Here is a 13,206-nt window from a genome sequence, read left to right on the forward strand (position 1 = left end):
GGTGAGGCTGGTGCGCCGGTGATCGCCCGCAGGTCACGGCGAGGGCCGGGGCCTGGGCTATTCCAGCCGCCGCTTCTCGCGCCGCAGAGCCGCCTCGTCCAGTTCGTCGGCGAGCCGGCCCAACTCGTTGCGCAGGAAGTCACGGGTGGCGACCTCGCCGAGCGCGATCCGCAGCGCGGCGATCTCCCTGGTCAGGAACTCGGTGTCGGCCTTCTGCATGGCCGCCCGACGCCGGTCCTCCTCCATCGCCAGCCGGTCCCGGTCGGCCTGGCGGTTCTGTGCGAGAAGGATCAGCGGAGCGGCGTACGACGCCTGCAGGGAAAGGATCAACGTGAGGAACGTGAACGTGTACGGGTCGAATCGCAGGTTCACCGGCGCCAGGGTGTTCCACGCGAACCAGGCGGCGATCAGCACCGTCATGTAGACGATGAACTTGGCCGTGCCCATGGCCCGGGCGATCGCCTCGGACCAGCGGCCGAAAGCCTCGGGGTCGAATTTCGGCAGCCGCACCCGACCCGGCTCGATCGGCTGGTCCAGTCGGTCCCGGCGGGGTTCGCTCATTGCTGCACCGCCTGCTCGTCATCGTGGGCGTCGCGGTCACGCCAGTCCCGTGGCAGCGAATGGTCAAGCACGTCGTCGACCGTGACCGCGCCGAGCAGCCGGTGCGTCGAGTCGACCACCGGCATCGCGATCAGGTCGTACGTCGCCATCCGCCGGGTGATCTCCAGCAGTTTGGTCTCGGTGCGCAACGGCTCGATGCCGCTGTCCACCAGCCCACCCACGATCGACGCCGGCGGTTCCCGGAGCAGCCGCTGGAAGTGCACCATGCCGAGGTACTTCCCGGTCGGGGTGGCGCTCGGCGCACGCGCCACGAAGACCTGGGCCGCGACGACCGGGTGCAGTTCCGGTGACCGGATCCGGGCCAGCGCCTCGGCGACGGTGGTGTCCGGGGTGAGGATCACCGGTTCCGAGGTCATCACGCTGCCGGCGGTGCCGGGCCGGTAGTTCATCAGCTGCCGGACCGGCGCGGCCTCCTCCGGCTCCATCAGGTCGAGCAGTACCACCTGCTCGGCCTTCGGCAGCTCGGCGAGCAGGTCGGCGGCGTCGTCCGGATCCATCCGTTCGAGGACGTCGGCGGCGCGTTCCCGGTCCAGCCGGGCCAGGATCTCCACCTGGTCGTGCTCGGGCAACTCTTCCAGCACGTCGGCGAGTTTGCGGTCGCTCAGCGCGGCGGCCACCTCGTTGCGGCGCGCGTCCGGCAGGTCCTGGAGGGCGTTCGCCATGTCGGCGGGGCGCATCTGGTCGAGCAGCGCCAGCAGGTTCGACGTGCCCTGCATGTCGGCCGGGCCGACCAGGCCGCGGATCCGGGTGTACTCCGCCTGGTAGACGTGCCCGCGCCGGGCCAGCCGGCCGGTGTGCTCGCGGACCGCCACCCGGGTGACGATCCACTCGGTGTTCCGGTTCAGCTCCATCCCGATGTCCACCACGGTCCCGATGTGGTCCGGGCCGTCGCCGTGCTCGGGGGCCACCGTGACCCGCCGGTCCAGCAGTTCCTCGAGCGCCAGCAGCTCGTTCTGCCGCTTCTCGAACCGGCGCAGGTTCAGGGTGCCGGTGCTGAGCACGACCGACTCGGCGTCCATGCTGGTCACCCTGCCGATCGGCAGGAAGATCCGGCGGCGCAACGCCATCTCGGCCACCAGCCCGACGATCTGCGGCGGCCGGTTCGTGGTGCGCAGCCGCACCACGGCGTCGCGCACCCGGCCGACCCGGTCGCCGTTGGGGTCGAACACCGGCAACCCGGCGAGGCGAGCCAGATAAACCCTCGTCCCCATGGTCACGCCCTCAGGTTAGGTTAGGGTCCGGACATGTCCACCGTGGCGTACGAGATCGTCGACGTGTTCACCGATCGGCCTTTCGCCGGAAATCCGCTCGCGGTGGTGTACGGTGCCGATTCCCTCGCCGCCGACCAGATGCACGCGTTGGCGCGTGAGTTCAATCTGGCCGAGACGATTTTCATACTTAACCCGGCCGCGGTGGGCGCAACCTACCGTGTGCGGATCTTCACGACCGAGGGCGAGATCCCGTTCGCCGGCCATCCGTCGGTGGGTGCGGCGGTCAGCCTGATGCGCCGCGGCGACGTGCGCCCGGGCACCGTGGTGCAGGAGTGCGGCGCCGGCCTGCTCCCGATCGAGGTCACCGCCGCCGGCTCGGCCACGCTCACCGGCGGAACCCCGGTGCTGGGCGAGCCGATCGCGCACGAGCCGCTGCTCACCGGCCTTGGCCTGACGGCCGCGGACTACGCCGGGGGAGAGGCCGCTGCCGCACGATCCGCCGGGTGCGGCCTGGACTGGGTGTTCCTTCCGGTACGGCGGGACGCGCTCGCCAGGCTGCGCAGACCCACCGATGGCCCGGACGTGTGCGTCTTCGCGTGGGCGGAGGGCGTGGCGCATGCGCGTGTCTTCGTGCCGGGTGATGCCGTCTGGGAAGACCCGGCCACCGGCTCGGCGGCGCTGGGCCTGGGCGTGTGGCTCGTCGCGTCGAGCCGGCTGCCCGGCGACGGGGTGTCGTCCTACCTCGTCCACCAGGGCCACGAGATGAACCGTCCGTCGCTGCTGGAGTGCACGGTGACGGCCGCCGGGGGTGCGGCCGTCTCGGCGACGGTGAGCGGTCACGTGGTGCCGATCGCTTCCGGCCGGATCGCGGTGCCGCCCTTCGTGGGCTGAGCGGCCACCTTCAGGTCAGCGATCCCGGCCCGGCGCGGACCGGCCCCGGTCGGGGGTCAGCGCTTGCGGACCCGGTGCAGGCGGAACGGGCGGCGGGTCTCGACCCGTGCCGGTGTCTCCCGCGGGGGAGCCGCCGCCGACTCGGCGGGCAGCTCCGGGGTGCCGACGGCGGACTCGGCGGCCGGGGTGAGCCGGACCACGGCGCAGCCGGTCTCCGCCCAGCGCGCCACCACCTCCTCGGCGGTGCCGGTGGCGTTGAGCCGTTTCGCCGCCAGCTGCGGGGCGAGCTCGGCCCACTCGTCGCTGCCCGGAGTCAGCCGCGTGACGTGCGCGTCGGCGGCGACGATCAGGCCGCCGTGGTCGCCGCGGAGCCGGATCGTGGCGCGTTCCGCCTCGGCCAGCCCCGGCGCGAACTGCTCACCCGGCCCACTCACCACGAGCAGGGAGTTCTCCGCGGGCATGCACCACAACGCGTACGCCGGGCTGTCGCCCACCGAGATCCAGGCGATCGCCGCTTTCTTGATCGCCTCGTCCAGCACGCCGGAGGTCACCGGGTCATCCTGTCAGACCAGCGCCGGAGTGTGCCGGAGCAGGGTGAGCACGTCGGTGAGGGACCGGACGGTACTCCCGGCGAAGTTCGTGTCCGCGTCGAAGACCAGATGGTTCGCCAGGTCGGGCGCGGCCAGCCGGACCGGGGTCATGCCGACCGCGGCGGCGCCGGTGAGTTCGTGGCTGCCGCCGTCACCCACGTAGAGGCAGTCCTCCGGGGCGATTCCCAGCCGATCGCAGGCGGCCAGGTAGATCTCGGGATCCGGCTTGCACACGCCGAGCTCCACCGAGTAGATCTGTGCGTCGAGCAGCGGCGCCACCGGGAGGCCGGGCAGGAAGGCGGGTAGTTCGTGGGTGCAGTCGCTGATCACCGCGGTGCGTACGCCGCGGCGCCGGATCGCGGTCAGCGCGGCGACCGCGTCGGGCCGCAGCTGGGTGTCGGCGCGCAGGGCGTCGACCCGGGCCGGGACTCCGGCGCGGATGGCATCCGGGCGTGGCCGGCCACCGGCCTGCTCGATCACCCAGCGCAAGGTGGCCTCCGCCGAGCCGTAACGGCCGCAGGCGCGGGCACGGAAGGTGCGGTCGAGGACGCCTGTCACGGCCTCCGGGTCGGCACCGAGGGACCTGGCAATGTCCGCGTGCTGGGGACCACGCTGGACAGAACGGGTCAAGGTGCCGAAGAAGTCAAACACGACCGCACGGTATGCGGGCATGTAAATCGGCCTCCCGGGCATCGAGGGAAGAAAGTGGCCGAACGGCCGTCGGTGACTGTATCCACTCCGTCACTGTCCGCCAATAGAGATGTGCAACTTGCGCAGGACGGCTGTGCAAGAAGCGACGGCCGGGGATGAATATGCGCTCACCGAGTCAAGATGGCGCTGCGGTCACCCGTACGCCCGGCGCCCTGTCCGCGGCCATGCCGCCACCCGGCACCGTTCTCGCCCTGGTCGTGGCCGTCCTCGCGGTCTCCTCCTCGGCCCCGCTCATCGCTTTCGCCGCGGCACCGGCGCTCGCCGTCGCGTTCTGGCGCAACGCCCTCGCCACCGTGGCGCTCACTCCCGTGGCCCTCACCGCCCGCCGCGCCGAGGTGTCCGGTGTCATCCGCGGCCCGCGCCGCCGCGACGGCCTCTTCTGCGTGCTCGCCGGGGTCGCCCTCGCCGTGCACTTCGCCACCTGGATGCCGGCCGTCCAGCTCGGCTCGGTGGCCACCGCGACCGCCCTCGTCGCCACCCAGCCGGTCTGGCAGGGCCTGATCGCGGCCGCGCAGGGCCGGCGCCCGTCGGCCGCCGGCTGGCTCGGCATCGGGCTCGCCGTCGCCGGCGCGGCCTGGGCCACCGGTGCCGACCTGGGCGTCTCCGCGCAAGCCGTGTGGGCCGACGTGCTCGCCCTGCTCGGTGCGATGGCGGCCGCGGTCTACACGGCGCTCGGGGAGCGGGCGCGGTCGGCGCTGAGCACGACCACGTACACCTGGATCTGCTACGGCACCTGCGCCGCCATCCTGCTCGTTGTCTGCCTGGTCGCGGGGGTCGACCTGAGCGGCTACGACACGCACACCTGGGCCGCGATCCTCGCCCTGGTCGTGGGGGCGCAGCTGCTGGGGCACTCGATGTTCAACTACGCGCTCCAGCACACGTCGGCCACCGCGGTGAGCGTCCTGATCCTGATCGAGGTACCGGGCGCGGCACTCATCGCCTGGTGGTGGCTGGGGCAGGAGCCGCGGACGAGTTCGCTGCCCGGCCTGGCGCTCCTGCTGGCCGGCGTCTTCGTCGTGATCCTGGGGGCCGCCCGCGCGGGCCGCACCACACCGGCCCCGTCCTGACGCCGCGCTTTTGCCGCGTCGTGCGTGGCTTTCGCTCTGTGCGCGGCCCCGCGGTTCTTTCCCGTCCGGCGGCTTTCCCTCTTTCGGTTATGGCTGGATAAAACGCCCTATCTTGCTGCTAATCGGGCGGAACGTGGCGCTAAGGCGGTCGTTGCACCAGAGATCGAGGCCCGGCGGCGGAACCGAGGGAGTGCCATGCGACGCGTACGGTCGACACCGCTCCTGGCGATCCTGACCCTGACGGCGGCCGGCTGCGGCGCGCTCCAGCAGCCCGAGGGCTCCCAGCGGACCGGCCTCACCGGTGACCGGCACACCGCGGGGTGCGCGATGGCGAGAGCGCCGCGGCACGCGGTGACCGGAAACGTTCAGGTCCCGCTCACTCCTGCGCGGCTGACCGCCGCGATGGAACGGATCGAAGAGGGCGGGCGGGAACGCTTCGCGGAGCACTACTCCGGCATGGAGATCGACCACCGGGGCGTACGGGCTGTCGTCTACCGGGTGCCGTCGGCCCGCTTCGACGGTTTTGTTCGGAGCAGCGCCGGCACGGCCTGCGTGGTGGTCCGCGACGCCGCCCACGCCGTCGCCGAACTGTCCGGCTGGCAGGACCGGGTGATGGCCGACCTCCCGTACTGGGCGGAACAGGGCGTGCGGATCGTCACTGTCGGCAGTCGCCACGACGGAGCCGGCGTCGAGATCGGCACCCAGGACATCGACGAGGCGCGACGTCAACTGCCCGCCCGGTACGGTTCCGCGGCACCCCTGGTCTTCGTGCAGGAAGGCCCCATACCCATGCTGACCAGCACATCACCGACCGCGCCGGAGTCCGTCCGCTGACCTCCGGCGGTTGTCGGAAAGCCGTCAGTGCCGGCCGGTAGCGCCTGGCCGCGCCGGGAACGCCGAGTACGCCACGGTGACGTGATGTTTGCCCCGGCTTCGGGGAGCGGGCAGGATCGCCGCATGGTCTTCGACGCCCGTTCCGCCGGAGGAAGTCCGTCCCGGCGCGATGCCACCCGCCCCGCTGATGGCCGGCCACCCCGTTCCGGCGCGCCCGGAACGGACCCCGAACGGGCCTCCGAACCTGACATGCTTCAGGTTGTGGAAGCGGAGATCGAAGAAACCGGCGAAGCCCCGGTCACCATGCGCCTGGACGGCAAGGTCGCCCTGGTCACGGGTGCGGGCAGCCCGGACGGCATCGGGTACGCGACCGCCCGCCGCCTGCGCAACCTGGGCGCCCGGGTCGCGATCGTGTCGACCACCCGGCGCATCCACGAACGGGCCACCGAGCTCGGCGTGACCGGTTTCGTCGCGGACCTGACCGACGAGTCCGAGGTCGGTGCCCTCGCCGACGCGATCTCCGACCAGCTCGGTGACGTCGAGGTGCTGGTGAACAACGCGGGGCTGGCCAGCCGTACCAGTCCGGAGGTCCTCCGCCCGGTCGCCCAGCTCACTCTCGACGAGTGGCGGGCCGAAATCGATCGGAACCTGAGCACCGCGTTTCTCTGCAGCCGGGCGTTCGTCAGCGGCATGGCCGAGCGCGGCTGGGGCCGGATCGTCAACCTGGCCGCCACCGCGGGTCCGGTCAACGCCCTGCCCACCGAGGCGGCGTACGCGGCCGCGAAGGCAGGCGTGGTCGGCCTCACCCGCGCCCTGGCGATGGAACTGGTCGCCGACGGCGTCGTCGTCAACTGCGTGGCGCCCGGCACCATCTACACGGCCGCCTCGACAGTCACCGAGATCAAGCAGGGTCTGGGCACGCCGATCGGCCGCCCCGGCACCCCGGACGAGGTGGCCGCGGCGGTGGCGTTCCTCTGCTCACCGGCAGCGTCCTACATCACCGGCCAGATGCTGGTCGTCGACGGCGGCAACAGCGTCCGCGAGGCCCAGTTCCGCTGACCCACCCACCCGGCGACTCGTCGACCACCGCACGCGCCGGCTGGGCACGCGCCGGCTGGGGCGGTGCCGTACGCCCGCCGGGGGGGTGTCTCTATGGTTCGGTCAAGCGCATCTGCTGTACCGATTGTGGCTTTTCCGTGGGTTTGTTATTGGTGAGTTCGTGGCTCTGGGTCGCGCTGCGGGGGCTCGTGTGGGGGTGTTGATCTGCTGGCGGTGCGAAATCGCGGTCTTAGGTCCATGATCACAGCGATTTCGTAGCGCTAGCAGATCAACATCTCGGCTGCTTGTTTCGTTGCTCCAGGACCGCGGCGGCCCCGGCGATGCCGCCCGCCCGGCGGGAGTTGGTTGCGTAGGCAATACTGCCGGCTCGGCTGATGCCGGGCGCTCAGGGAGTATCAGCCGCGCGCCACCTGGGGTTGCCTTCTGCCGGCTCCGGGAGATTCGGTGGGCGGTGGCCGGGGTGCTGTACGCCCGCCGGGGTGGTGCCGTACGCCTCTCGGCGCAGGCGGATAGTCAGCGTCGGCTTCGCACTACTCTGCCTGGCTGTAAATCGGAGTCTCCGCCGGGCTGTGCACCGGAGTCTCCGCCGGGCTGTGCACCGGAGTCTCCGCCGGGCTGTGCACCGGAGTCTCCGCCGGGCTGTGCACCGGAGTCTCCGCCGGGCTGTGCACCGGAGTCTCCGCCGGGCTGTGCACCGGGGCGGGTGCCAGGCACTCTGCCGAGCTGCGAGCCGGGCCGGTCAGGTGAGTTTGGTCAGCTGTCCGACCGCGCGTTCGACGGCCAGGCAGCGGTCCTCCACGTAGTCCATGCCGGCCTCCTCGGCGATCCGCCGCGCTTCGGCCGAGACGATGCCGCTCTGCAGCCAGACCGCCGGCGCTTTTATGGCGGCCGCTTGCCGGACCACCTCCACGGCATCGTGTGCCGGCCGGAAGATGTCGACGAGGTCGACCGGTTCGGGAAGGTCGGCAAGCGTCGGTACGGTCGGAACGCCGAACACCTCGTCGACGAACGGGTTCACCGGGATGATGCGCCAGCCATGCCGCAACATCTGCAGCGGCACGGTGTGCGACGGCTTGTACGGGTCGCGGGACGCGCCCACCACCGCGATGACGTTCGCCTCGGCCAGGATCTGCTGAGCACTCCGCATTCACCAACTCTAGTTCGTGGATCCTCGACGCTCACCGGGTCGGCCCAGCGACCCCGGCCTTCGCAGGGCCGACGATGTCTGCCGGTATGCGACTGCGCGCGACCGTCGATCGAGGCCAAGGCTCGACCAGGCGGCCCGTCGGCAGCTCGCGGTGCTGGCCCTCCGGCGTGCAGGGAGAGCTGAGGACGCGTGCAGGGAGCTGAGAGCCGGGCGGCAAGGGCGTGAGAGCCGGGCGGCAAGGGCGTGAGAGCCGGGCGGCAAGGGCGTGAGAGCCGGGCGGCAAGGGCGTGAGAGCGGGCGGCAAGGGCGTGAGAGCGGGCGGGCCAGGGGGCTGAGGGAGTAGGAGGCGCCGCGCCCCCGGACCCCCCGGACCGGGGGCGCGGCAGGTCTGAGGTCAGAGCAGCGTCAGCTGTTCCGGCTGGGTGGGGCTCGGGGTGTCGGTGACCCGGCGGGAGGTGGCGGGCTCGTGGCGGTGGAGGCCGTGGCGGCGGGCGGCGAGGCGGACGCGGGCGGTCAGTTCGGCCTGGTAGGTGCGGGGGGAGTAGGAGCCGTTGCCGAAGAGTTCGCGGTAGCGCGGGAGCAGGTGGGGGTGTTCGCGGGCGATCCACGACGCGTACCACTCGCGGGCGCCGGGGCGCAGGTGCAGGGCGAGGGGGGAGACGCTTGTGGCGCCGGAGGCGGCGATGGCGGCGACCGTTTCGTCGATGGAGTCCTCGGTGTCGGTGAGGCCGGGCAGGATCGGTGCCATCAGGACGGCGACGGAGAAGCCGGTGTCGGTGAGGCGGCGGACCGCGTCGAGGCGGCGGCGCGGGCTGGGCGTGCCGGGCTCGGCGGAGCGCCAGACCTGCTCGTCGACGAAGCCGACCGAGAAGGAGAGGCCGACCCGGGTCACCTCGGCGGCCTGCTGGAGCAGCTCGAGGTCGCGCAGGATCAGGGTGCCCTTGGTGAGGATGGAGAACGGGTTGGCGTGGTCGCGCAACGCCGCCAGGATCTCCGGCATCAGGCGGTAGCGGCCCTCGGCGCGCTGGTAGACGTCGACGTTGGTGCCCATCGCGATCGACGCGCCGGACCAGTGCGGGTCGGCCAGCTCGCGGCGGATCAGCTCGCCGGCGTTCACCTTCACCACGATGCGGCTGTCGAAGTCGTGCCCGGCGTCGAGGTCGAGGTAGGTGTGCGTGTTGCGGGCGAAGCAGTTGTGGCTGACCACGCCGTCGGCGATGAAGTCACCGGTGCCCGTGGAGATGTCGAACAGGGGCAGGGTGAGGCCGAGGTCCTCGATGTCGGCCACGGCGAGCCGCCGGTCGGCGCGGACCCCGACGCCGGACGCGTCGAGCGGGGCCGCTGTCGCCCCGGTCAGGTGCCGGAACCGCAGGGCCGCTTCCAGGTTGCGCTCGGTCTCGATGCGCTCGGGGGCGGGGCGCCCGCGGCCGGCGCGGACCGGTCGCCGGGTCGCCAGCCCGAGGTGGGCGAGGGCGTCGGCGATCCACCCCAGGTAGACCGGGTCGTCGGTTTCGAAGACCACGGCCAGCCGCTCGGTGTGCCCGATCGCGCCGAAGGCCCCGGCGAGGAAACCCCGGAACCAGTCGCCGGTCGGCAGCTCCGGCCAGCGCAGCGCCTCGGTGAGGGAGATGTCGTCGAGGTAGCCGTCAGCGCGGACCCAGGCGTCGCCCTCCCGGGCCGTGCCGCCGCCGGACGCGTCGCCGCGGACCAGGCCGCACAGGAAGCCGGTCTGGTAGTCGGGGGACTCCTTGGGCGCCTCGGCGAACCGGCCGACCCCGAACATCAGGTCGCCGACCGCGAGTGCGGGCTGGTGCGCCTCGGCCGGGCTGACGTGCCGCCAGCCGCGGTCGGTGAGGAACCGGTGATCGCCGCTGGACACCAGCCGCGTGCCGTCGGAGAGGGTCACCCGGAACGCGGGTTTGCTGGTGGCCCAGTGGTCCAGGACGGTGGTGGTGACGTATCGCCGGTGCGGGCCGGCGCCCATCGTGCCCATCACCGCGTCACCGGGCCGCAGCTGGGCCAGCGGCCGGGTGGAGCCGTCGGCGAGCAGGATCGGGGTGTCGCCGGCCAGGCAGTAGGTGCAGGCGTGCGAGCAGCCGCGATAGGGGTTGACGGTCCACTCGAACGGCACCCGGGACTGGCCGGGCACCCGGTTGAGCAGCGATTTGGCCCGCACCTCGTAGAACGTCATCCCGGCGAACCCCGGGGTGTCGAACGTGCGGACGGTGGCACCGGGCAGCGCCAGCGGCAGGGGTGGAGCCGCCGGCACTGCCCTGTCCACGAGCGGGCCCCGCTCCGGGGCAGGGAGCATGCCGTCGTCGGGTGAGGCCGACAGGTGGGACCATCGCATGGCAGGTATTCGAACACATGTTCGAGCCGCTGTCCATGACGGATCAGAAAGCCATGCGGACGGCGTACCGGAAGGGAAGAGGGGCCGTGCCGGGAACGAAAAGGCCCGCGGACCGAACCGGTCCGCGGGCCTGATGTCTCGCCGGGTCAGCTGCGGCCGGCGGCCGCCGCCTCCTCCGCCTTGGCGGATTCGCCGTGCGCGGCCTTGCGGTGTGCGTCCATCTGCTCGCGCACCTCGTCCATGTCCAGCTGCTCGACCTTTTCGATCAGGCTTTCCAGCGCCGACTCGGGGAGTGCGCCCGGCTGGGCGAACACCACGATGCCGTCGCGGACCGCCATGATCGTCGGGATGGAGCGGATGTCGAACTTCGCGGCCAGGGCCTGCTCGGCCTCGGTGTCGACCTTGCCGAATGTGATCTCCGGGTGCTTCTCCGAGGACCGCTCGTAGGTCGGTGCGAAGCGGACGCAGGGCCCGCACCAACTGGCCCAGAAGTCGACCAGGACGATGCCGTCCTTGCCGGTGACCTCGTCGAAGTTCGCTGCGGTGAGCGCAACCGTCGCCATGATGCCTCCGTCTGCGGGAATCGCTTTCGTCCGGTGAAACTCCTGGTACCCAACTCTCATTCCCGCTCGACGTGTCGGCACACGTGGCGTAGGGCACCGTCCGGATATTGACCTGGACAGCTCATGGTAACTGAAAGTAGGCGTGTGGTGTCCGATAGCTGACACGATCAGAAGTGAAGATCTGTACTGCTTGGCACGATCCGAACCGTTTGTCCAGCCTCTGCGCCACCTGTGGGAGCGCGCCGATTCCGTACGGGAATAGGAAAGAAACTTAATTGTGAGCTGGCTCACATTTGAAAGTCCTTCACATGGATACGGACCGTAAGGCAAACTCTTTCCCAACAGAGCGTGGGCGGCGGGTGCCGGGGAGGGCCCCGCCGCTCATTGCGTCCCCTGTCAGGCACGTCTCTTGCCCGGCACATTCCCTGACGGCACATTCCCTGACCGGCGCTGATCCTCAGGATCGGGTTCCCGCGCAGGATGAGTAGCCTAACGCCCCATGACGGCGGGCGAGGATCAATCAACCGAGGTCGGCGTCGGCCCGTGGCCCGGCGACTGGCCGGTCGGTGAACAGTACGACCCCGAGCTGCTCGAGCACGGTGATCGCCGCAACGTGGTCGACCGGTACCGGTACTGGACCAGGGAAGCCGTGATCGCCGACCTGGACGAGCGCCGCCACGACTTCCACGTCGCGATCGAGAACTGGCAGCACGACTTCAACATCGGCACGGTGGTCCGCAACGCCAACGCGTTCCTCGCCGCCGAGGTGCACATCGTCGGGCAGCGCCGGTGGAACCGCCGGGGTGCCATGGTCACGGACCGGTACCAGCACGTGCGGCACCATCCCACCATCGAGGAGTTCGTGGCCTGGGCCGGCGACGCCGGACTGCCGGTGGTCGGCATCGACAACCTGCCGGGCTCGCGGCCGATGGAGACGACCACACTCCCGCGCAGGTGTGTCCTGCTCTTCGGCCAGGAGGGCCCCGGCCTCTCCGATCCGGCGCGTGCGGCGTGCGGCGAGCTCTTCTCGATCGCGCAGTACGGTTCGACGCGTTCGATAAACGCCGGGGTGGCCAGTGGGATCGCGATGCACGCCTGGATCCGCGCGCACGCCGGCCCGCCGCCCGCCTGAAAGGGTGGTGAAAAGGGCCGATCCGCTTGACGCCGGAGCGCCCGACCCCCACGGTATGAAGTGTGGGTGTCACGGTGAGTTGCCCCAGATGTGCTGCTCAGGTCCGCAGGCCGGACCTGATGCACAGCAACTGGCGGTGCGACAACTGTGGCGACGTTCCGCCGTTCCACGTCGCCGAGCACATCAGCGCGGAGATCGTCGGAACGGTGCTGCGGGAGTCGGCGTCGAGCGCGGAGCGGATCCCTCTCTGGTGTCCGTGGCCGCTGCCGTCCGGGTGGATGGTGACGGGTGTCGGCTGGTCGGGTGACGACCGGTTCGGTGTTCGCGCGACGGTCCTCGCGTGCAGCGGCCCGGAGCCGCTCGGTGGTGGCCCCGCCGACCTGGTCCTGGTGGCCGAGCAGCCCGGCGTCGGCCTGGGCACGCGGTTCGCCGGGATTCCGGGCCTGGACCCCGGTCACCTGCTCACCGAGGCGCTGTCCGATCCCGCCTCGCATGCCGGTCCACATGCGAAGATCAAAGCAGCCGGGCATCCCACTCCACTGTGGTGTGTAAAGTCACCCGAAGATCGAAGTGCCTACGTGAGTGAGGCCAAAGGAATGTGGCTCTATGCGGTAGCGTGGCCCGCAAGCGCGGGCTACCTTCTCGCGGAGCACGTCGTTCTGCACGACCTCTCCGACGGAGTGCCGCCCGAGCTGGTGTTCGGAGCGCCATCGCCTTACCTGCATGGTCGTGCCTAACTCTCTCAGGTGTGACCTTCAGTGTTGACAATCGGCTTTCCGGACACTTTGTTCACACGAAGCGACGAAGCTGATACCGTCAGTATTGCCGCGGCGCTGAACGTCACCCGCACCGGAGGAGAAGGCCCGCCATGATCAAGAAGGTCCTCACCTGGCTTGGTATTGCATTCTTGATCTTCTTCATCGCCTTCAACCCGAGATCCGCCGCGGCGGTCTTCGAGTCACTCGGAGGCACGATCGCCGACATCGCCCGAGGCTTCGGCACCTTCTTCACCGACCTCGTCGCATAGCAT

The 13,206-nt window shown here is 70.8% G+C and carries 14 protein-coding genes; 7 read left to right on the plus strand and 7 right to left on the minus strand.

Annotated elements, in window-relative coordinates; translation table 11 throughout:
* Positions 1-57: 57 nt before the first annotated feature.
* Together LPA41_RS02770 and LPA41_RS02775 are read right to left on the minus strand one after the other, a co-directional pair.
* Positions 58-561 (minus strand): DUF1003 domain-containing protein, encoded by a 504-nt coding sequence (locus tag LPA41_RS02770; RefSeq protein ID WP_229067985.1) that lies wholly within the window; start codon positions 559-561, stop codon positions 58-60.
* Positions 558-1,838, minus strand: a complete 1,281-nt coding sequence (locus tag LPA41_RS02775; RefSeq protein ID WP_229067986.1) for a magnesium transporter MgtE N-terminal domain-containing protein — start codon at positions 1,836-1,838, stop codon at positions 558-560. The genes LPA41_RS02770 and LPA41_RS02775 overlap by 4 nt, the downstream gene beginning before the upstream one ends.
* A gap of 27 nt (positions 1,839-1,865) precedes the next feature.
* Here LPA41_RS02775 and LPA41_RS02780 point away from each other — a divergent pair, with 27 nt between their 5' ends.
* Positions 1,866-2,723: a PhzF family phenazine biosynthesis protein gene (locus LPA41_RS02780; protein ID WP_229067987.1), complete on the plus strand. Its 858-nt coding sequence runs from the start codon at positions 1,866-1,868 to the stop codon at positions 2,721-2,723.
* Positions 2,724-2,779: 56 nt separating this feature from the next.
* On the opposite strand, the gene LPA41_RS02785 is transcribed toward LPA41_RS02780, so the two are convergent.
* Positions 2,780-3,274, minus strand: coding sequence for a hypothetical protein (locus LPA41_RS02785; protein ID WP_229067988.1), 495 nt, complete (start codon positions 3,272-3,274; stop codon positions 2,780-2,782).
* A 12-nt stretch (positions 3,275-3,286) separates the two neighbouring features.
* Positions 3,287-3,985: an HAD family hydrolase gene (locus tag LPA41_RS02790; protein ID WP_229067989.1), complete on the minus strand. Its 699-nt coding sequence runs from the start codon at positions 3,983-3,985 to the stop codon at positions 3,287-3,289.
* Between the two features lie 203 nt (positions 3,986-4,188).
* Between LPA41_RS02790 and LPA41_RS02795 the strand changes: the two genes are divergently transcribed.
* The 3 genes from LPA41_RS02795 (at position 4,189) to LPA41_RS02805 (ending at position 6,984) form a co-directional block, all read left to right on the plus strand.
* The gene (locus LPA41_RS02795; protein ID WP_229068113.1) at positions 4,189-5,091 is read left to right on the plus strand and encodes a DMT family transporter; all 903 of its coding nucleotides are present in this window, start codon (positions 4,189-4,191) and stop codon (positions 5,089-5,091) included.
* A 195-nt stretch (positions 5,092-5,286) separates the two neighbouring features.
* Complete coding sequence (locus LPA41_RS02800; RefSeq protein ID WP_229067990.1) at positions 5,287-5,925, plus strand: hypothetical protein; 639 nt, start codon at positions 5,287-5,289, stop codon at positions 5,923-5,925.
* A gap of 249 nt (positions 5,926-6,174) precedes the next feature.
* Positions 6,175-6,984, plus strand: a complete 810-nt coding sequence (locus LPA41_RS02805) for an SDR family NAD(P)-dependent oxidoreductase (RefSeq protein ID WP_374238094.1) — start codon at positions 6,175-6,177, stop codon at positions 6,982-6,984.
* Between the two features lie 739 nt (positions 6,985-7,723).
* On the opposite strand, the gene LPA41_RS02810 is transcribed toward LPA41_RS02805, so the two are convergent.
* The 3 genes from LPA41_RS02810 to trxA all read right to left on the minus strand — a co-directional run bounded on the left by LPA41_RS02810 (position 7,724) and on the right by trxA (position 11,044).
* Positions 7,724-8,131: a CoA-binding protein gene (locus LPA41_RS02810; RefSeq protein WP_229067992.1), complete on the minus strand. Its 408-nt coding sequence runs from the start codon at positions 8,129-8,131 to the stop codon at positions 7,724-7,726.
* A 394-nt stretch (positions 8,132-8,525) separates the two neighbouring features.
* Complete coding sequence (locus LPA41_RS02815; RefSeq protein ID WP_229067993.1) at positions 8,526-10,481, minus strand: intein-containing Rv2578c family radical SAM protein; 1,956 nt, start codon at positions 10,479-10,481, stop codon at positions 8,526-8,528.
* Positions 10,482-10,627: 146 nt separating this feature from the next.
* Complete coding sequence (trxA, locus tag LPA41_RS02820) at positions 10,628-11,044, minus strand: thioredoxin (protein WP_229067994.1); 417 nt, start codon at positions 11,042-11,044, stop codon at positions 10,628-10,630.
* A 499-nt stretch (positions 11,045-11,543) separates the two neighbouring features.
* Between trxA and LPA41_RS02825 the strand changes: the two genes are divergently transcribed.
* The 3 genes from LPA41_RS02825 to LPA41_RS02835 all read left to right on the plus strand — a co-directional run bounded on the left by LPA41_RS02825 (position 11,544) and on the right by LPA41_RS02835 (position 13,203).
* Positions 11,544-12,176 carry an RNA methyltransferase gene (locus LPA41_RS02825; protein ID WP_229067995.1) on the plus strand — a complete coding sequence of 211 codons (633 nt, stop codon included), beginning with the start codon at positions 11,544-11,546 and terminating at the stop codon, positions 12,174-12,176.
* Positions 12,177-12,250: 74 nt separating this feature from the next.
* Positions 12,251-12,913, plus strand: coding sequence for a DUF6758 family protein (locus tag LPA41_RS02830; protein WP_374238095.1), 663 nt, complete (start codon positions 12,251-12,253; stop codon positions 12,911-12,913).
* A gap of 131 nt (positions 12,914-13,044) precedes the next feature.
* The gene (locus LPA41_RS02835; protein ID WP_014447648.1) at positions 13,045-13,203 is read left to right on the plus strand and encodes a hypothetical protein; all 159 of its coding nucleotides are present in this window, start codon (positions 13,045-13,047) and stop codon (positions 13,201-13,203) included.
* Positions 13,204-13,206: the final 3 nt, after the last annotated feature.

It is taken from the genome of Actinoplanes sp. DH11 (assembly GCF_020873875.1).
Taxonomy (GTDB): Bacteria; Actinomycetota; Actinomycetes; order Mycobacteriales; family Micromonosporaceae; genus Actinoplanes.